The following is an 18,372-nucleotide window of genomic DNA, read 5'->3' as shown; positions in this document are numbered from 1 at the left end:
GCCTTTCTGGCGTTTGGGCAGCTGGTGGTCGCATGGTGGTCGCGCCAGTTACAGCGGGATGGGGGCCTGAGCTGCGTGTTCGCGGCGGGTCCTGCGCCGGCGGTTCGTGAGGTGGTCGCGGAACTGGTCGATCAGGTTCCGTGGCCGGTCTGCGCGTTGGGTGGCGTAGAGGGCGAGTTCGGCGCTGTCGAGGAGGCGGGCGATGGCGTCGACGGCTCCGCGGGCTGCCTGGCGGGTGAGGTGGCTGTAGATGTTCGCCGGGGTCGACAGGGTGCGGTGGCGCAGCGTCCTGGACACGATCGGGGGAGGCGCCTTCGCGGCTGAGGAGGACGGCCTGTCGGGCGCGGCCGGTGAGGCCGCCGAGTTCGGCGTTCTCCACGGCGGCGAGCTCGGCGCCGACTTCGGCGAGGACGGCGTCGGTGAGGTCCGCGTTGCCGATGGCGTGCAGGGCGCGGCCGGCGCGGTGGGCGGATTCGACCAGGGCAGCGCGATACGGGTGGCGAGATCGCCCTCGCCCGTTCCCCAGGTCGCGATCAGCGCGTGCCGTTCGGGGTCGACGCTGTAGCGGGTCATTGGTACTGCACCTCCGGTCGCTGCCCGGCACCGCGCCCGGCACCGCGCCCGGCTGCGCGCCCGGCTGCGCGCCATCCTGACGCATCGTCGGGAACGGTGATTCCACGCTCTCGGTTCCCCTCCGGGGCCGGGTGGTCTCCAAGAACGGCAGGGACACCATCACGCCGAAGCAGAAGCTCCCCGCGGGAGTCATCCTGGGTGAGGCCACGGAGTTGTCCGACGGCGACGTCGCCACGGTCGAGGCCATGTACAAGTAGCCGGGCGCGCAGCGGGCCTGGGTCTCGATCGGAAACCTGGCCCGGCATTGCGGCAGGTGCTCGGGAGCCGGGTGAGGTCGGTGGGTCCATGGAGGCCGAGGGCGTCCATGGCCATCCCCCGGTGAAGTCGGGCATTCCAGGCTGCGGCCGGGTTCACGCAAAGGTCCCGTCAACCTGTTGCGCTGGAATGCACTCGTACGGGCAATTGCCATGTTCCTGCCCTTCTGACTTGCTGGAATCAACCGACAGTCACCTGAGATGAGCAACAGGCGGCCAGTGAACGGCGAAGGGATCACGATGAGCACCGCCCCGCAAGCAACGACAGGCAGTGAGAGTCCCGCCCCTCCGATCAGCACGATCGCGGGGACCGGGTCCGCGGGCCGCAAGGGGGACAACGGCCCTGCAATCTCTGCTGAGTTGAACCGTCCGTTCGGGATCGTGGTGGACCACACCGGCACCCTCTACCTCGCCGACCGCGACAACCACCGGGTCCGGAAGATCACGACAGACGGGCGGATCAGTACGGTCGCTGGGACGGGCACGGCGGGCTTCGGCGGCGACGGCGGCCCGACGGCCAAGGCCCAACTGAACTACCCGCGCGGGGTGGCGGTGGATGGAGCGGGCACCCTCTACATCGCCGACGCCGGCAACCACCGAATCCGAAAGGTTACGGCCGATGGGACGATCAGCACGGTCGCCGGCACCGGAACCGCGGGCTTTGGTGGTGACGGCGGTCCGGCGATCAAGGCCCAACTGGACAGTCCGTTCTGGGTGGTGGTGGACGGCGCCGGTGTCCTCTACATCGCCGACTACAGCAACGACCGGGTCCGGAAGGTCGCGGCGGACGGGACGATCAGCACCGTCGCCGGCACCGGCGCGGCGGGTTTCGGCGGTGACGGCGGTCCGGCGGTCGAGGCCCAACTGAACCGCCCGCACGGGCTGGCGCTGGACGGCGCGGGCACCTTCTACATTGCCGACAGCCTCAACCACCGGGTCCGGAAGGTCACCGCGGACGGGACGATCAGCACCGTCGCCGGCACCGGAACCGCGGGCTTCGCCGGTGATGGCGGCCCGGCGGCCGAGGCCCAACTGAACGTCCCGACGGGGGTGGTGGTGGATGGTGCCGGTGTCCTCCACATCGCCGAGTACAGCAACCACCGGGTCCGGAAGGTTACGGTCGACGGGACGATCAGCACTCTCGCCGGCACCGGCACCGAGGGTTCCACCGGCGATGGCGGCCCTGGGGACAAGGCCGAGCTGAACAACCCCGTGGGACTCGCTGTGGACTGCGTCGACACCCTCTACATCACCGAGTACAGCGGACAACGGATCCGTAGGATCGCCTCGCCGACCACGGCCGGGCTGCCCGAGTCGGGCACGGTGGTCTCCTGGGCTAACGTCCGCAGCAGGCTGCGGATGGGCGCCCTGCGGGAGTCCACCAAGGACGGGGCCGAGATCCACCAGGTCCTCGCCGCGCCCAGGGAACACCAGCGCTGGCGCCTGGTGGTGGCGGGCCAGGAGGGCGGCGAGGTGCTCTACACGTTCGAGAACCTGCGCAGCGGCAAGGTACTGGAGGTTCCCGAAGCGCTCAAGGTGCACGGGACGGTGGTCGCGCAGCGCGCCTACGCGGGCACCGACGCGCACCACCAGCAGTGGCGGCTGATCCCCATGGGCCCGGCGACCGACAGCCCCCGGGTGTACGAGATCGCCAACCGGCACAGCGGCCTGCTCCTGCGCGTCGACGCCACCACGCCTGCGGCCGTCACGCAGCAAGGCGCGGACGGCGACCATCGCAACCGGCAGTGGCAGCTGCTCCCCGTATGACGCACCAGGAGCAACCGCTCACCCTCGACGACCGGGCACCACGAGCGAAGGAACGACGATGACCACTCCCGACAAGACGACGACTCCGGGCCAGCAGACCGCCCCTCCGATCACCACGGTCGCGGGGACCGGGCCGGCGGCGTTCGCCGGGGACAACGGACCTGCCGTCGCGGCACAGCTCAACCGCCCGATCGGGCTGGCGATGGACGGCGCCGGTACGCTCCTCATCGCCGACTGCAACAACCACCGGGTCCGGAAGGTCACCACGGACGGCAGGATCGGCACCCTCGCCGGTACCGGCGCCGCGGGATTCAGCGGTGACAACGGCCTCGCCGTGCTGGCGCAGTTGAACCAGGTGCGCGGGCTGGCGGTGGACAGCGCGGGCACCCTCTACATCGCCGATGCCGCAAACCACCGGATCCGCAGGATCACCAAGGACGGCAGGATCACCACCCTCGCCGGCACGGGCGTCGCGGGTTTCAGCGGCAACGGCGCCGCGGCGGCCTCGGCACAACTGAACTACCCGTTGGCGGTGGCGGTGGACAGCGCCGGCGTCGTCTACTTCTCCGACTACAACAACAACCGGATCCGGAAGATCACGACCGACGGGCGGATCAGCACCGTCGCCGGCACCGGTGCGGTCGGCTTCGGGGGCGACGGCGGCCCGGCCGACAAGGCCCAACTGAACTACCCGCGCGGACTCGCGGTGGACGCCGCAGGCACCCTCTACTTCGCCGACGGCGGCAACAACCGGGTCCGGAAGGTCGCGGCGGACGGGCGGATCAGCACCGTCGCCGGCACCGGTGTGGCCGGCTTCGGGGGCGACGGCGGCCCGGCCGACAAGGCCCAACTGAACCTCGCCATGGGGATGGCGGTGGACAGCACCGGCGCCGTCTACTTCGCCGACTACTACAACAACCGGGTCCGGAAGATCGCCACGGACGGCCGGATCAGCACCGTCGCCGGCGTCGGCACCGCGGGCTTCAGCGGCGACAACGGCCAGCCCGTGAAGGCCCAGTTGAACAATCCGGCCGCGGTCGCGGTGGACTCCGTGGACACCCTCTACATCGCCGACCACATCAACAACCGGATCCGGCGGATCGCCTCACCGTTGATGGCCGGCCTTCCGAAGTCCGGCACGGTCGTCTCCTGGGCCAACGTCCGCAGCGGGCTGCGGATGGGCGTGCAGCGGGAGTCCACCAAGGACGGGGCCGAGATCCACCAGTCCCTCGCCGTTCCCCGGGAGCACCAGCGGTGGCGGCTGGTCGTGGCGGGCCAGAGCGGAGGCGAGGTCCTCTACACGATCGAGAACCTGCGCAGCGGCAAGGTACTGGAGATCGTCGACGGGGAGGAGGCGGCCGGGGCGGTGGCGGCGCAACGCGCCTACCAGGGCAGTGACGCGCACCACCAGCAGTGGCGGCTGATCCCGGTGGGCCCCGCGACCGACAGCCCGCGGACGTACGAGATCGCCAACCGGCACAGCGGCCTGCTCCTGCGCGTCGACGCCACCGCCCCCGCGGCGGTGAAGCAGCAGGAGTCGGACGGCGACCAGCGCAACCGGCAGTGGCAGCTGCTCCCCGTCTGAGGCACGGAGAAGTCCGAGACACGGAGAAGGGGGGGCAGGGACGGCAGCGTCCCTGACCCCCCTTCGCCAAGTGTTCGCCGCTACGAGCGCGGCGGTGTGTCGGTGGTCGGTTTGTCGGCAGTCGGCTTGGCGGCCTCGGGCGCCGCGGGGGCGTCGGGGGCCTCCACGGTCGGCTTGGCCGGCTTGGGCGGCTTGGTGTAGTCGCTCTTCCTCGGCCTGCTCTCCAGGTCCGGGTCCTTCTGGAGACCGCTGTGCTCCGCCACCGTCGGGCTGGACGCCCGCATGCCGCCGGCCGCCGCCGTGGAGACCGAGCCGGGGTCCTGGGAGTACTGCGCCTGCGTCCCGGCCGACGCCTGTGTGGTCCGGACGAAGGAGCCGAGGAAGCCGAGGATCGCCCGTGCCTCGGGCGACTGCTCCTGCACGATCTTCGCGCGGTTGTTGGCCCCGTGGATCCCGCTGGTGTACAGGCTCGTGGTCGTGTCGTCGTACGTGTCGTCGTCGGAGTCCTCGAAGTCGACGTCCGCCCCCGGCACGGGCTTTCCGTCGCCGGTGATCACCGAGAACAGCCCCGCGCCCTTGCCCGCGGAGTCGAAGATGTTGCCGAACACCATGGTTGTCACCTCTGGTCGTCGTGGTGGCGCCGCCCGCCCGGTTTCAGGGCTTCTTGAACAGCTCTCGTTCGCTGTCGGTCAGGCTCTCGCCGTCGAACATCGTGTGCTGGACCTCCAGGGCGGAGACCACCTCGGCCAGCCCCTTCATCCGGAAGCCGCCGCCCGCCAGGTCGAGGTCGGCGATGTCGCGCGCCACCAGCCGGTCGAGGCCGGGGTAGTCCCCGGCCTGCGGCGGCGACAGCACCGCCACCGGCACGTCGTACTGCACCGCGAGCAGCCCGGAGAAGGTCACCGGGATCTCGTAGGAGTACTGCTTGCGGGTGCGCCGCTGGCTGACCAGGGTCGCCATCCGGGTGGTCGGCGGGACCGTGCCGGAGATCTGCGAGGTGGACTTCCAGCTGGTGGTCAGGGTGCCGCCGACGGAGGCGGTGATGCCCTGCATCAACTGGGCGTTGAGCTGCGCGCTCCCGGTGGCGCTGCCCGTGGTCGTGAACGCCACCGAGTCCGTGATCGAGGATGTCGCGGAGGCTGTGGCGGAGGCCTGCGCCGTATTGGACATCGTGTTGGTCACGCCGTTCTCGGTGGCGTTCGCGTTGTCCACCCCGATGTTGTCCTTGCTGTTCTTGTTGGTCACCGTGGTGGTGCACTTGTTGGCCGTGGCGTTCTGCAGCTGGGCACTGAGCTGGTCCTGGAGTTGTCCCTGGAGTTGTCCCTGGAGGCTCAGTTGGAGCTGGTTCTGCAACTGCAACTGGAGTTGCGCGCTGACGTTGCCGCCGAAGGTCAGCTGGGACGACCCCTGGAGCGACCAGGTGACGGCGTTCGAGACGGTGAAGTCGACCGTGTCGGTGAAGCTCATGTCGGACGTCAGGCTGCGGTTGACGTAGTTGCGCGAGGAGAACATGTCGGGCGGTGGCTGCTGGATGTCGCGCCGCTCCTCGATCAGCGGCTCGCCGAGGTTCATGTAGGCAAGCCAGCCGAGTTGGTGGGCCGTACCGGGGAAGGTGCCGAAGCTCGCCTTGTTGACGGAGAAGCCGACGGGTTTGTGCTGCACGCCGTACTCGTCGACGTAGACCAGGCTGGGGTGCTCCAGGATGGCTTGCCAGGTCTGCTCGATGCCCAGTTCCCGCAGGTTCTTCTTGGTCAGCGGCTGGCGCTTGGCCCGATCCAGGTTGTACGCGTTGGAAGGCATTCCCCGTCCTCGGATGATGTCCTCGAATTGATGCGGCCGAACCGCGCTCGGATGAATTCGGCGAATTCGGTGGGTTGGGAACGGAATTCTGTGCACGTTCCGGCGATGGAAGCTATCACGGCCCCAACTCCCCGGAGTGGCCGTTGCGGGCATGACACTCGATCGGGTGAAGCAAGTACCGTACTCTGCGCATGAGTTGGAGAGTGTGGCACCCTGGCAACTCGGCAATTCCGGGCCATGCCCGTGAACTGGGTGCCCGACGCATTGTTCTCCCTATCCCAGAACACTCCCGCTTCAGAACAGGTGATGTTTCCGCTATGTACACCCAAGAACGCACCGCGATGGCGAATTTGGTGGTCGGCGGCCCGGTGTCGGTGAACAGCTACGACAACGCGATCGTGGCGGCGCTGGTCGAGAACCGGCCGGTCATGCTCGTGCACGCTTTCAACGGCGGCTACCTGCGGCCCGTCGACCTGAAGGACTCGGTCCACGACAAGGGGGTCAAGCTGGCCACCACGCTCGACCCGGACACCAAGGAGGCCAAGGGCCACCTCTGGTACATCACCCCCGGCGGCTTCTTCGGGCAGCGGCCGCTCTACTTCCTGGAGAGCGCCGCCGGCCAGGTGACCCCCAAGCCCGTCGACCCGGCCGGCACCGCCGTCGGCCGCGGTGACGACGGCACCCCGAAGCCCCAGCGCCGGCGCATCAGCGTCCACCAGGACGCCCCGAAGGCCGCGACCGCCGACACCGTGCAGGTGGGCCTGCCCGACAAAGTCGGCGACAAGTGGCGCGGCAGGAACGGCGCGCCCGAGGACACCCAGCTCTGGGTCGTCACGGTGACGCCGTGGGGCGGGATCACCTTCGTGCCGATCACCCACCCCGATGCCATCCTCGGCTTCAAGGACTACGCGGTGACGCCCGAGAACGAGGCACGCCTCACCTACAACTGGGGCGGGGACTTCACCGGGACGATCATCAACACCTTCTACCCGCGGCTGCCCAACGAGTGGAACGTGCCCTACCACCACGTCTTCACGTGAGTCGCGACCACCGCCGCGCCGCCCCCGTCCCGGGCTAACGCCCGAACCGTCCGGAAGAGTTGGAAGAGGCACCACGATGCCCGTGCCCACGCAAGAACTGAAACTGGAGATCGTCAACGCCGCCACGGGGAAGACCCTCGGCACCCCCCTGGTCCCGAACACGGACGGGACGCTGGTCGTCCGCGACCTCGCCAAGGACGGCCCGAGCCGGGAACAGTGGCAGCTCGCCCCTGTGAAGACCGCGCAGGGCGGGTTCGAACAGGACGACCAGGGCTATGTGATCCGCAACGCGGTCGGCGGCAAGGTGCTCGACGACCCCGGCGGCAAGGACCGGGCCCTGCGCCAAGCGGCCGCCGCCGCGGGCAAGAAGAACCAGCAGTGGCACGTCGTCCCCATCGAGGGCGAGGCGGGCCTCTACTTCATCGAGAGCGCGACCGACGGCGTCGTCCTCGACCTCCCCGACCGCGACGAGGACGACGAGCCGGAAGCCGAGACCCGGGTCGTCCTGCGCGCGTACGACGACGGCTCGAAGACCCAGCGCTGGCGGTTCGTCACCGCCGGACCCGAGCGCACCAGCGACCTCGTGCTGCGCTTCGCCCACCGGGACCACTGGAACGGCCGCCGGTCCTGGCCGCTGGTCCGGTCGACCGCACTGCGGACGGCACCCGGTGCGACGCCCTCGTTCAGCGACATGCTGCTGGTCCTGGAGCAGTTCGGCAGCGGCAAGGCCGCCGGGGAGTGGACCGGCGGGGGACTCAACCGCGTTCCCGGGCAGCCGGGTTGGTGGGCCGGGCCCGGTGCGCGGTTCCTCGCCGACCTCACGGGGGCGGGGCGGCACGACATCGTGGGGCTCAAGCCCGCCAAGGGAGCCGTGACCTCGTCCAGCCGGGGCGACGGCACCTTCGACGACGAGCAGCCCCTGCTCAAGACCGGCCCCGCTCTGGCACCCGCCGACCTGTGGACCCTCGCGGACACCACGGGCAGCGGCAAGCCCGACATCGTGGTGCTGGCCGCCGACGGCGTCCGGGTGTCCCGCCAGGGCGAGGAGGGCAAGTTCGCGCCCGCCACCGGGAAGCTGGTCCTCAAGGCCTTCGGGAGCGACCTGAAGGCCGGCGGTTGGCTCGCCGACCGGCACCCCCGGTTCCTCGTCGACACCACCGGTGACGGCCGGCTCGACCTCGTCGGCTGCCATGACGGCGGCGTCTGGGTTTCCCACCAGGACGAGGACGGCAAGTTCGCCGAACTCCCCGACGCGCCGGTGCTCAAGGCCTTCGGCTGTGGCGTGGAGGCGGGTGGCTGGCTCCTCGATAAGCATCCCCGGTTCCTCGTCGACACCACCGGTGACGGCCGGCTCGACCTCGTCGGCTGTCACGACGAGGGCGTCTGGATCTCCCGCCAGGCCGGAGAGGGCGCGTCCGGCACGTCCGGTACGTTCGGCGAACCCGAGCTTGTCCTCGGCGACTTCGGGACCGCGCAGGGCTGGAAGTCGGTCGCGAAGCATCCCCGGTTCCTGGTCAGGACCACCGCCGACGGTCACGTGGACCTGGTCGGCTTCGGCCCGCAGGGCGTCGCGGTGGCCCGCGGGCGCGGCGACGGCACCTTCGAGCCCGCGAAGCTCGTCCTGAACGACTTCGGGACGGCGCAGGGCTGGACGCCCAGGAAGCACCTCCGCTTCCTCGCGGACGTCACCGGCAACGGCGTCCCGGACATCGTCGGCTTCGGCGACGAGGGCGTCTGGGTGTCCCACGGCCTCGGTGAAGGCCGTTTCGAGCAGGCCCAGTTGGTGTGCCGCGGCTTCGGGTACAACGACGACTCGGGCGCCTGGCGGGTCGATCGGCACCCCCGCTTCGTCGCCGACATCACCGGCGACGGGCGCGTCGACCTCGTCGGCTTCGGCGGCCCGGGGGTGTACGTGGCCCGGAACCTCCACCGCCGCTTCCGGACCCGCTAGCGCCGCCGCGGACCTGGGAGGAGCCGTCGACGCGGCCGGACCGGGCCGGAGGATCGAGTGGGTGGTCGGCTTCCCTGCTGACCTGCAAGCCACGCCGTCCCCGGTCCGGTCCGGGACCCGCGCGACTTCGGCCGCGTGGTGCTCCCGGAGGCGGCGCCTGGACGGCGACGACGCTCACCCCGGCGCCGTCACGTTTGACCGCGGCGGCGTCCAGGCCGTCGTCGCGCAAGTTCGGCCCACCCCGGCGGAGTTCGAACGGTGGACGTTGCTTGCCGTCGTTCTGTCGGGTCGGCTAGGCTCCTGGTGTGGCCGCCGTAGCGATTTCTCGCCGATTTACCGGCCCCCTGGCCCCCGAAGGGTGCCGCAGGGGTCGGCCTTCGCCACGTCTCCAGAACTGAGCCGGCTGACCGATCCCACCGTGCGGCCAGGCCCAGGGGCTGGGGGGTTTCCGAAACCCCGACACTGCTCCTGGCCAGGAGGCCGACATGCCCGCGCACCTTTCCGCCGACCAGCTCGCCCGTGACCTGTCCGTCCGGGACCTCAGCGACCCCGCCGCTGGACCACACGCTCTCCAACTCGTCCTCAACCATGCCGTCGAGGCGCTGGCGGAACACTGGGGCTGCGAGGTCCGCTGGTACCGCGGCGAGCGCACGGTCACCGTCGAGGACAACTACGACAACCTCGGCTACCGCGTTGACGACATTACCCGTGACGCCCGCTACACCCGCTACGTCGACGACCAGCACATGCTGCGCAGTCACTCCAGCGCACTGATCCCGGCCGCACTGCGTGCGCTGGCCGCGGACCCGGACCCGGCCGACGACGTGTTGCTGGTCTGTCCTGGAGTGGTCTACCGCCGGGACAGCATCGACCGGCTGCACACCGGCACTCCCCACCAGCTGGACCTGTGGCGTGTCACCCGCCGCCCGGTTCCCGTGACGACCGCCGATCTGGACGACATGGTCACCACGCTGGTGGCCGGGATCCTCCCCGAAGCGACGCACCGTCACGAGGACCGGATCCACCCCTACACGCTCTCCGGCCGCCAGGTGGACGTGGACCGCGACGGTGAATGGATCGAGGTGGCGGAGTGCGGCCTGGCGCACCCGCGGGTGCTGGAGCGGGCCGGCCTCGACGGCTCGTGGAGCGGCCTCGCGCTCGGCATGGGCCTCGACCGCGTGCTGATGCTGCTCAAGGGCATCCCGGACATCCGCATCCTGCGCTCGGCCGAGCCTTCCATCGCCGCCCAGTTGACCGACCTGGCCCCGTACCGGGCGGTGTCCGCGATGCCCGTCGTCCGCCGCGACCTGTCCGTCGCCGTCGACCGCGACGACCTCGCCGAGGATCTCGGCGACCGGGTCCGCGAGGCCCTCGGTTCCGACGCCGACTGCGTGGAATCCGTCGAGATCCTCAGCCAGACGCCGTGCACGGACCTCCCTCCGCGGGCCCTGGAGCGGCTCGGAGCCCGCCCGGAGCAGAAGAACGTCCTCCTCAAGGTGATCCTGCGACACCTGGACCGCACCCTCACCGACCACGACGCCAATCTGCTCCGTGACCGCGTCTACGTCGCCATCCACCGGGGCAGCGCCCACCAGTGGGCGGCGACCGGCTGACCCGGGCCCCGGCCGGCGCCCTCCCCACGGAGGCGCCGGCCGCCGCTGCGGTCTCCCCGCTCGCGCTGCACGCCTTCGGCCGCCTTTACGGCACGGCGGCGTTCGACGCGCTTGAGCGTGACGAGCCGCTGGAGGCGGTGCACGCAGCCCGTGCAGCAGCAGGCGGCCGCCGCCCGGTACGGCGATTGCCCCAGCTGCACCGCGCTGCTCCACCCGGTCGCGGCCGAGGCGTTCGCGGCACTCGGCGACACCCCGGCCGCCGCAGAGCACGCGCGCGCGGCCGAGCGCGTCGCGCGGCTGTGCCAGAGCTCCGCGTGGAGCGCCATGGCCGAATCCGCGGCCGGCTCACTGGCCGCCGCACGGGGCGACGTCCGGCCGGCCCGGCGCCACCACCTGGCGGCAGCCTCCCTGTATGAGCGTGCCCGACAGTCGTACTGGGCGGCCCGTTCGAAGGTCCGGGCCGCACTCGTGGGCACGCCGGACCGGACCCTGCTCGCCGAGGCATCGGCGGCCTTCGACACCCTGGGCGCCCTCCGGCCGTCGGGATCGCCCGGCGGCACTTGCTGAAGGGTCGACAGGTCTCGGTCACCGGCAGTAGCCGCGGCGGAGTGGTCAGCCCGGGGACCATTTTGGGACCACACCCGATGAGCACTCATGAACGCTGATGGGTGAAAACGGACACTTTTGCGCGAAGTAGACACTGAGCCACCGTCAGCACCCCGTGGTGGCCGCTTCCGCTGAGAGCTTCCAACTCGCCTGTACCTCATGGCAGTTGAGCAAGAGAGAGAGCCGGGGCCTTGGGGTCCCGGCTGCCGACAATAGTTGAACCCCTTGACTTGGGGGTCAAGGGGTCGCAGGTTCAAATCCTGTCGTCCCGACGTAAAGTCGCAGTTCAGAGGATGTTCTTCTCTGGCAGTGTGTCAGCGTCGATGGTAACTTCTCGCAACTTCTCGCAATGGCCTGCACGTGATCTTGTCAAGTGCAGGCCATTGTGGTTCTGTCATTCTCGGCTTCGGCTTCGACTGGGGCGGGTGGGAGGAAGCCCAGCGGCAATTCAGGGGTGGGCCACCCAGGTTCTGAATTGATTTCCGAAGCCGAAGACTGGGCGTTGTGGGTACCGAAAGGTGTATCCATCCATGCGGTTCGAGCTGCATGTCATCCGGTAGGGCATCACCGGCTTCACGCTGCGCGGCGGCCGGTAGCAGCCGCCCCGCATCGGGGACGTTCAGCCGGTCGAGCAGGTTCGCGATCTGCGCGCCGCGGTTCGCCAGATCGGCGATGAAGTGCTCGATGTACTCGACCAGGCGGTCCTTTGGGGTAGGTTGCGGAACTTCGGCTCTGGGGTGTTGGGGGGCAGGAGCCGTCTACGGGTTCCGGGTGTCGTCACTGTGGGTGACTGAAGTGGTGGCTGGGTTCGGGAGCCGCCGGACTGCCCTCCGGTGGGCCGTTCCGGGGGCGACTTGGTCGGCGGCGGTGTGTCCGAGTGTGAGGCCGCCTGCGGTGGCCAGGCCGATGGCCGCGGCTTGGCCGATGGTCAGGAGCCCAGGGGCGAGCTGGCCGTGGCTGAGGTGGAGCATGCCCTGGTAGATGGTGTAGCCGGGAGCGAGCGGTGCGATGCCGGCGATGGTGTGCAGGAGTGCAGTGCTGTTGGTGCGGTGCGCGAGGGTCTGGGTGGCGAGGCCGACGAGAGTGGCCGCGACCGCTGCGGCCAGTGGCGGCGGGAGGCGGAATTCCTGCCAGAGCACGAGGTGGACGGTCCAGGCCATCGCGCCGGCCAGGCCGGCCGTGAGCAGGTTCCACCGAGTCCCCTGGAGGCAGAAGGCCAGGCAGGCGCAGACCATCGTGGCGGCCAGGATCTCCAGGGGGAGTGCGGTCCAGCCGTGCAGGGCGAAGCCCTCCGGCTGGACCTGCGGGGCCCGTAGCCCGGAGTGCGCCGCAGCGTAGAGGGCTGCTCCCACTCCGGCGACGATCGCGGCGACGGTCATCGCCACTTCCAGGGCGCGCGCCGCGGCGGTGACCAGGTACCCCGCTATGGCGTCCTGTACTCCGCTGACGAAGGCCAGGCCCGGCAGCAGCATCGCGATTCCGCCCGCGACGACGAGCGGTGCCTGGGTGGTCGTGCCGGTGAGGAAGAGCCCCGTCGCGGTGGCGGTGGCGACCGCTCCCCCCAGGACCACCTGGTGGAAGCCGGGCACGCCGCGCTGCGACAGGTGGTGGTTGGCGCGGTCGATGAAGGCGGCCACCGCGGCGGCGGAGGCGAACACCGTCGGCCCGCCGCCCAGCATCACGGTGAAGAAGCCGCCCAGGCCGGCCCAGGACAGGGTGACCTGCCAGGCGGGGTGGGCCGGTCGGGCGGCCTCGATCTGCGCCAGGCGGTACCGTGCCGTGCGGACGTCCAGGCGACGCCGCGCGACCTGTTCGACGAGGCGGTGGACGGCGTCGATGCGCGAGCAGTCCAGGGTGGTGGTGCGCACGACCCGGATCTCGGTCATGGGCACCGCTTGCGGCCCGCTGCGGTAGGACAGTGAGAGGGCGCCGGCGGTGACGTCCGCGGTGCAGCCGTGGAGTCCCAGGCCCGCCGCCATCGCGGTCGTCGTCGCCACGACGTCGGCGGCCGGCGCGCCATTGGCCAGCAGTAGTTCACCGGTGCGCAGGGCGAGCAGCAGGAGCTCACCGGCGTACTCGTGCGCAGGGGGAGTGAGGCGGGTGAACTGTCGGACGGCCACTGGCCGTTGTGCGATGGTCATCGGGCCGCACTCTCGTCGGGCAGCCGCCGGAGGTGGTCATCGCGGCCGACGTGAGGGCCCTGGGACGGCTCGTCCGCTCCCGTGCCGTCGGGGTGAGTCCGCAAGCAGACCTCAGCCATGGGGAAGTGACGGAGCGCCTCAAAATTCCCGGGCAAGTCGATGTGGCCTTCGACCGTACGTCCGGGACGTTCGGCGACGAGGCCACCTGCGTGGGCGGGGTGGCCCGCCGGAGACTCCGTGGTCCGCAGGGGCACGTAAGGGCCCTGCAGTACATCGCCGTCACCGACGAGGCCGCCTCGGATCCGGGCCAGAAGTGCCGTGGCAGCGTCCGACAGCGCCTGTGCATCCGACCGGTCGGCAGCCGTACGCCCTGTCGCTCGCTTCCCGCCCGAGGCGTCCGGACTCGTGGTCCGTGTGTTCCGGCAAGGCCGACGGACCAGTCCGAACGGTTTCCTGAGGGGCGTGATGACAGTGCTTTCTTCCACAGACTGCCTTACGACGAGTTCCAGCCGAAGGTTCAGCATGACCGTGGTCACATGCAGTCATGTTCGGCGCTTCCTCGCATTCACCGGCCTTGGCCCGCCGTGGCAGGAGCGGACCGGCCATCATCGTGGTGGCCAGCGCCATCACCACCATGACCGTGAACATCCGGCCGTCCAGTACGCCGAGTTCCACGCCGACCTTGAGGATGACGAGTTCGGTGAGCCCGCGGGTGTTCATCAGCACTGCCACCAGACGCGCATCCCGCCAGTCCAGGCCGGTCAGCTTCGCCGGGACGGCCGCCCCGAACAGTTTGCCGACGCACGCCACGGCGACGACGGCCAGCAGTTCCACCGATCCTCCGGCGCCCAGCTGCCTCAGATCCACCGACAGGCCGGTGACGACGAAGAACACCGGCAACAGCAGCGAGCCGGCTTTCTCCAGGGGCTCCTTCAACTGCCTTATCAGATAGGCCTGGGGCTGCCTGGGCGTGATGACCCCGAAGGCGAAGGCGCCGAAGATGGCGTCGATCCCGATCCACGAGGTGGCATAGCCGCTGAGCAGGATCCCCGCGCAGATGACGGCCAGCAGTGCGGGCGCCGGTCGGTCCCCTGCGGTGCCGCGTGCCATCCACCGGCACAGCAGCGGGCGCACCACCAGGCCCAGGAGGGCCAGGAAGACGGCGGATCCTCCCACCGCGGACAGCAGACCTCGCGACTCGTTCGTGGTGGCGACGGTCGTGACCACCGCGAGCATCGACCAGGCCAGCACATCGCCGACCGCTGCGCTGGCCATGGCCAGTTGGCCGGGGGCAGTGAACTGCAACCGGTGCTCCACCAGGATGCGGGCCAGCACCGGAAAGGCGGTGATGGACATCGCCGTCCCGATGAACAGCACGAACGGCAGCCGGTCGACCCGATGCCCGTGCACCTGGCTGTGCCCGCCGTACAGTGCCACCGCCAGGGCCGACCCGAGCAGGAACGGCACGGCCATCGACGACAGCGACACCGCGGCGACCGAGCTGCGCCGGCCTCGAAGCGAGGGGAGGTCCAGCTCCCAGCCGACCAGGAACATGAACAGCAGCAGGCCCACTTCGGCGATCGCCGACAGCAGCGGGCGTCCCACCGCAGGGAAGATTCGCTGGGGAAGGTCGCCGGGCAGCAGCCCGAGCACGCTCGGGCCGAGGGTGATCCCCGCCGCGATCTCCGCGACCACCGGCGGCTGGCGCAGGCGGCGCAGCGGCCGGGCCAGGAGCAGCCCGGCCGCCAGGACGAGAGCGATGTCCGCCATGACGACGGCGAGTTGGAAATCGGGTGCATGCGTCACCATGGCGCTCCGCCTCTCAGAGATGCCGTCAGCGCGGGTCCCGCACGTCGAGCGTGCAGCACTTCACGCTGCCACCGCCCTTGAGCAGCTCGGACAGGTCCACCCCGATCGGCTCGAAGCCGCGTCCCCGCAGCTGCTCCGCCAGGCCGACGGCGGCCTGCGGCAGCACCACGTGGCGGCCGTCGCTGACCGCGTTGAGGCCGAAGACCTCGGCGTCGGCCTCGTCGGCGAGGACGGCGGTCGGGAAGAGCCGCTCCAGGACGGCTCGGCTGCCCGGTGAGAACGCCGCCGGATGGTACATGACCTCGTCGTCGTCGAGAACGGCCAGGGCTGTGTCCAGGTGGTAGTAGCGGGGATCGACCAGCTCCAGGCTGATCAGCGGGCGGCCGAAGAACTCCTGGGCCTCGGCGTGCCCTTGGGGGCTGCTGCGGAATCCGGTGCCGGCCAGTATCCAGCTGCCGGTGACCAGGAAGTCGCCTTCGCCCTCGTTGACGTGGCGCGGTTCGAGGACGTCGGTGTAGCCGTGGGCGCGGAACCATTCCCGGTAGGCGGGTCCTTCGGCGGCGCGTTCCTGGTTGCGGAACCGTGCACCGAGGACCTTTCCGTCGATCACGGTGGCGCCGTTGGCGGCGTAGACCATGTCGGGCAGGCCGGGCAGTGACTCGATCAGGTCGACCTGGTGGCCGAGGTCCAGGTAGAGCCGGCGCAGTTGCTCCCACTGGGCGACGGCGAGTTCGGGATCCACCGGCTTGGCCGGGTCCATCCACGGGTTGATGCTGTAGCTGACCTCGAAGTACGTCGGGCGACACATGAGGTAGCGGCGAGGACGTGCTCGGCGGGAGGGTGTGCGGTCCGGATCCGGGGCGGTGGCAAGTGGGGGCACGATGTCTCCGTTGCGGGTGACGGGCAGAGTCGGTGCGGGTTGTCAGACGGTGGTGCCGCGCAGGGCGGGGTGTGTGGGCTGCAGTTGGGGCAGCGGCGCGGAGAGCACCTTGCCGTTGCGCAGCGTGCGCTTGCGCCAGTCGGAGGCGTCCAGGGGCAGGAGGGCGTGGCGCTTGCGCCGGGAGGCGTCGATGCCGTGGGCCCGGTCGCTGACGTCGATGCCGCTGGCCGCGGTGATCTGCCGGATGCGCTCCGCGCCGAAGTTGATCGGTACGGCCTGGCTGTACTCCTGGGCGCTGACGTCCAGCCAGGCCTGGGTGTCTTCCTTGATGCGGTCCGCGAGCCAGCGGATCGCCTCGGCCGGGGTGGTACCGATCTCTCGGGACTGCCAGTACTGGAGGATGCGGGCGCTGTGGCCGATCATGCCGGTCATGGCACCACCGCTGGTCAGGAAGTGTCCGTTGCCGAAGGAGTCGCCGGCGACCACGCCGTTGGCGGCGATCAGCGCGTCGTCGCCCATCCGCTCGATCAGGCTGAACAGCTTCGGACCGTAGGCCATCTGCACCTTCGTCAGCTCGGCCACGGGGATCTCGAGGACCTCGGCTGCCTGTCCGATGTAGAAGTCGAAGATCAGGTGCTGGTAGGCGGCGTAGTACTCGGGCGACTCCGGGTCGGTCCCGGCGGGGATCAGCCCCGCTTCGATGGGATCGAAGGACATGTGGTCGGGGACCTGGACCAGGACCCAGCCCACCTCCGGGTCGTTCTCGTGGCCTACCGCGATCTGGCGGACCCAGTACTCCCTGCCGTCGGCGTCGAACGTCGAGGCGATCCGGCGGCGCAGTCGCCCGCCGATCAGACACTCCATCAACCCGGCCACGAAGTCCGCCTGGGCCACCACCGGCCCGCGGCCGTCCTGGTGGTCCACCTCCACGTCGTGCTGCCGGAAGCCCAGCCGCTCCGCGTCGCTGCTGTGGAAGCCCTGGGCGATCACGAACAGCTCGGGTACGCCGATCTCGATGGTTTGGCTGCCCGGTTCGCGCACCCGGACGAACTTGCCCTTGAAGTCGTACTCCTGGAGCGGTTCGATGCGGATCCGCAGCCTGCCGTCGGGGAGCCGGACGAAGCCGTCGCCCTCGGTGGTGACGACGCGGTGGCGGGAGAAGAGCCGGACCCGGGGTTCGCTGCCGTGGGCCAGGTCCTGTTCCTCGATGCGTTCCAGGTACCGGCGCATCAGGGTCAGGGTCGCCGCGGCCTCCGCCTGGAAGGTGGAGGCGCCGTTGAGCATGTCGGCGACATCGCCGCGGATCATGGCGCTGTCGGGCTGCTCCGGCGGCTGCGGCGGTGAGAGCAGCGTGATCTCGCGGTTCGGGCGGCCGTCCTTGAACCGGTCGTCGATGAACTCGACGTGGTGGATGCTGCCGGAGATGTGCTGGTCCTCGTCGAAGCCGTCGATGATCTCGTCCGCGACGATGTCCCCGGCGCAGGTGTCCGCGCTGCGGAAGCACTCGGCGAGGCGGAAGAGGCGGCCGTTGGCGCGGCGTGGCACGCGGTCCTCGCCGTAGCGCTCCAGCATCAGCTGGTCGATCAGGCCGAACTGGTGGTAGAGGTCCTCGCGGATGTTCCAGTGCACGCCGAGGAACGGGTCACCGCGCATCTCGACGCCCACCGAGCGTCGGCCCATGGCAACGCTCCACAGCATCGCCATCATGTTGGTGCCGCCGAGGCCCAGGGCCAGGAAGTCGGGGTCTATGACGCCCGGCAGGTCGGTTTCGTTTCGGGGGGAGGGCGTGGTCACCGTGTCCTCCGGCTGGGCGTCAGGAGCGTGAAGCATGGTCGTTTCCTTCGGGGTTGCGCGGGTGGGACGCCGTCACGGGCGGAGCTCGCCGAGGAGGCGGCGGCACACCTCGATGCCGCGGACGGTCGCGTTCGAGCAGGTGCGGGCCTGCGGGTACTCCTCGGCGTGACTGCTGCACAGCTCGTGGCTCAGCCGCAGCGCCACCAGGCATGCCGCGAGTTGGGCGCGCAGCAGGTCGGGGTCGGGGTCCGTGCGTCGGGTCAGCACCCGCCGGGTCACGGCCAGGACGTCGGCGCAGTCCATGTCCCGGCACACCTCGGAGAGCTGCTCGATCGGCTCGGGCTCGTCGAAGACGGCGGAGGCGCAGCCGGTCACGGCCTCCTCGCAGTGCTGCAGGACGGCCGCCGCGGTGACGAGGGTGTCCCGGTTCGGCAGGGCGAAGGTGGTGGTGTGGTCGGGGATGTCGATGGTCGGGTTCACGACAGGTGTCTCCTCACGT

17 protein-coding genes are annotated in these 18,372 nt (G+C 70.2%); 8 read left to right on the top strand and 9 right to left on the bottom strand.

The window, feature by feature from the left end; all coding sequences use genetic code 11:
• Positions 1-48: 48 nt before the first annotated feature.
• Positions 49-297: a hypothetical protein gene (locus ABTY61_RS17155; protein ID WP_350505806.1), complete on the bottom strand. Its 249-nt coding sequence runs from the start codon at positions 295-297 to the stop codon at positions 49-51.
• On the opposite strand from ABTY61_RS17155, the gene ABTY61_RS17150 reads away from it, so the two are divergent.
• The 4 genes from ABTY61_RS17150 to ABTY61_RS17135 all read left to right on the top strand — a co-directional run bounded on the left by ABTY61_RS17150 (position 272) and on the right by ABTY61_RS17135 (position 4,239).
• Positions 272-565 (top strand): hypothetical protein, encoded by a 294-nt coding sequence (locus tag ABTY61_RS17150; RefSeq protein WP_350505805.1) that lies wholly within the window; start codon positions 272-274, stop codon positions 563-565. The genes ABTY61_RS17155 and ABTY61_RS17150 overlap by 26 nt on opposite strands.
• A gap of 139 nt (positions 566-704) precedes the next feature.
• Positions 705-830, top strand: a complete 126-nt coding sequence (locus ABTY61_RS17145) for a hypothetical protein (RefSeq protein ID WP_350505804.1) — start codon at positions 705-707, stop codon at positions 828-830.
• A gap of 297 nt (positions 831-1,127) precedes the next feature.
• On the top strand, positions 1,128-2,654 hold the full coding sequence (locus ABTY61_RS17140; protein WP_350505803.1) for an NHL domain-containing protein: 1,527 nt from the start codon (positions 1,128-1,130) through the stop codon (positions 2,652-2,654).
• Positions 2,655-2,712: 58 nt separating this feature from the next.
• The gene (locus tag ABTY61_RS17135; RefSeq protein WP_350505802.1) at positions 2,713-4,239 is read left to right on the top strand and encodes an NHL domain-containing protein; all 1,527 of its coding nucleotides are present in this window, start codon (positions 2,713-2,715) and stop codon (positions 4,237-4,239) included.
• 80 nt (positions 4,240-4,319) lie between these two features.
• On the opposite strand, the gene ABTY61_RS17130 is transcribed toward ABTY61_RS17135, so the two are convergent.
• Both ABTY61_RS17130 and ABTY61_RS17125 read right to left on the bottom strand, forming a co-directional pair.
• Positions 4,320-4,850 carry a hypothetical protein gene (locus tag ABTY61_RS17130; RefSeq protein WP_350505801.1) on the bottom strand — a complete coding sequence of 177 codons (531 nt, stop codon included), beginning with the start codon at positions 4,848-4,850 and terminating at the stop codon, positions 4,320-4,322.
• A 43-nt stretch (positions 4,851-4,893) separates the two neighbouring features.
• Complete coding sequence (locus tag ABTY61_RS17125; protein ID WP_350505800.1) at positions 4,894-6,039, bottom strand: hypothetical protein; 1,146 nt, start codon at positions 6,037-6,039, stop codon at positions 4,894-4,896.
• Positions 6,040-6,356: 317 nt separating this feature from the next.
• Here ABTY61_RS17125 and ABTY61_RS17120 point away from each other — a divergent pair, with 317 nt between their 5' ends.
• From ABTY61_RS17120 to ABTY61_RS17105, 4 genes are all read left to right on the top strand, one after another.
• Positions 6,357-7,079: a hypothetical protein gene (locus tag ABTY61_RS17120; RefSeq protein ID WP_350505799.1), complete on the top strand. Its 723-nt coding sequence runs from the start codon at positions 6,357-6,359 to the stop codon at positions 7,077-7,079.
• 76 nt (positions 7,080-7,155) lie between these two features.
• The gene (locus ABTY61_RS17115; protein ID WP_350505798.1) at positions 7,156-9,030 is read left to right on the top strand and encodes an FG-GAP-like repeat-containing protein; all 1,875 of its coding nucleotides are present in this window, start codon (positions 7,156-7,158) and stop codon (positions 9,028-9,030) included.
• A gap of 485 nt (positions 9,031-9,515) precedes the next feature.
• Positions 9,516-10,643, top strand: a complete 1,128-nt coding sequence (gene srmL, locus ABTY61_RS17110) for a PheS-related mystery ligase SrmL (RefSeq protein WP_350505797.1) — start codon at positions 9,516-9,518, stop codon at positions 10,641-10,643.
• Positions 10,644-10,793: 150 nt separating this feature from the next.
• Positions 10,794-11,210 carry a hypothetical protein gene (locus tag ABTY61_RS17105; RefSeq protein WP_350505796.1) on the top strand — a complete coding sequence of 139 codons (417 nt, stop codon included), beginning with the start codon at positions 10,794-10,796 and terminating at the stop codon, positions 11,208-11,210.
• Positions 11,211-11,563: 353 nt separating this feature from the next.
• Here ABTY61_RS17105 and ABTY61_RS17100 read toward each other — a convergent pair whose 3' ends face one another.
• The 6 genes from ABTY61_RS17100 to ABTY61_RS17075 all read right to left on the bottom strand — a co-directional run bounded on the left by ABTY61_RS17100 (position 11,564) and on the right by ABTY61_RS17075 (position 18,353).
• Positions 11,564-11,947, bottom strand: a complete 384-nt coding sequence (locus ABTY61_RS17100) for a DUF2397 family protein (RefSeq protein WP_350505832.1) — start codon at positions 11,945-11,947, stop codon at positions 11,564-11,566.
• 60 nt (positions 11,948-12,007) lie between these two features.
• The gene (locus ABTY61_RS17095) at positions 12,008-13,390 is read right to left on the bottom strand and encodes a threonine/serine exporter family protein (RefSeq protein ID WP_350505795.1); all 1,383 of its coding nucleotides are present in this window, start codon (positions 13,388-13,390) and stop codon (positions 12,008-12,010) included.
• A 279-nt stretch (positions 13,391-13,669) separates the two neighbouring features.
• On the bottom strand, positions 13,670-15,199 hold the full coding sequence (locus tag ABTY61_RS17090) for a cation:proton antiporter (RefSeq protein ID WP_350505794.1): 1,530 nt from the start codon (positions 15,197-15,199) through the stop codon (positions 13,670-13,672).
• Positions 15,200-15,224: 25 nt separating this feature from the next.
• A complete protein-coding gene (gene ddaH, locus ABTY61_RS17085; protein ID WP_350505793.1) occupies positions 15,225-16,079 on the bottom strand; it encodes a dimethylargininase in 855 nt (284 codons plus the stop codon).
• Positions 16,080-16,121: 42 nt separating this feature from the next.
• Positions 16,122-17,909: a hypothetical protein gene (locus tag ABTY61_RS17080; protein WP_350505792.1), complete on the bottom strand. Its 1,788-nt coding sequence runs from the start codon at positions 17,907-17,909 to the stop codon at positions 16,122-16,124.
• A gap of 36 nt (positions 17,910-17,945) precedes the next feature.
• Positions 17,946-18,353 (bottom strand): four-helix bundle copper-binding protein, encoded by a 408-nt coding sequence (locus tag ABTY61_RS17075; RefSeq protein ID WP_350505791.1) that lies wholly within the window; start codon positions 18,351-18,353, stop codon positions 17,946-17,948.
• Positions 18,354-18,372 lie beyond the last annotated feature (19 nt).

Source organism: Kitasatospora sp. NPDC096128 (genome assembly GCF_040303105.1).
Lineage (GTDB): Bacteria > Actinomycetota > Actinomycetes > Streptomycetales > Streptomycetaceae > Kitasatospora.
The sequence above is the reverse complement of the archived record's forward strand: the minus strand, read 5'-3'. Positions and strand labels throughout refer to the sequence as shown.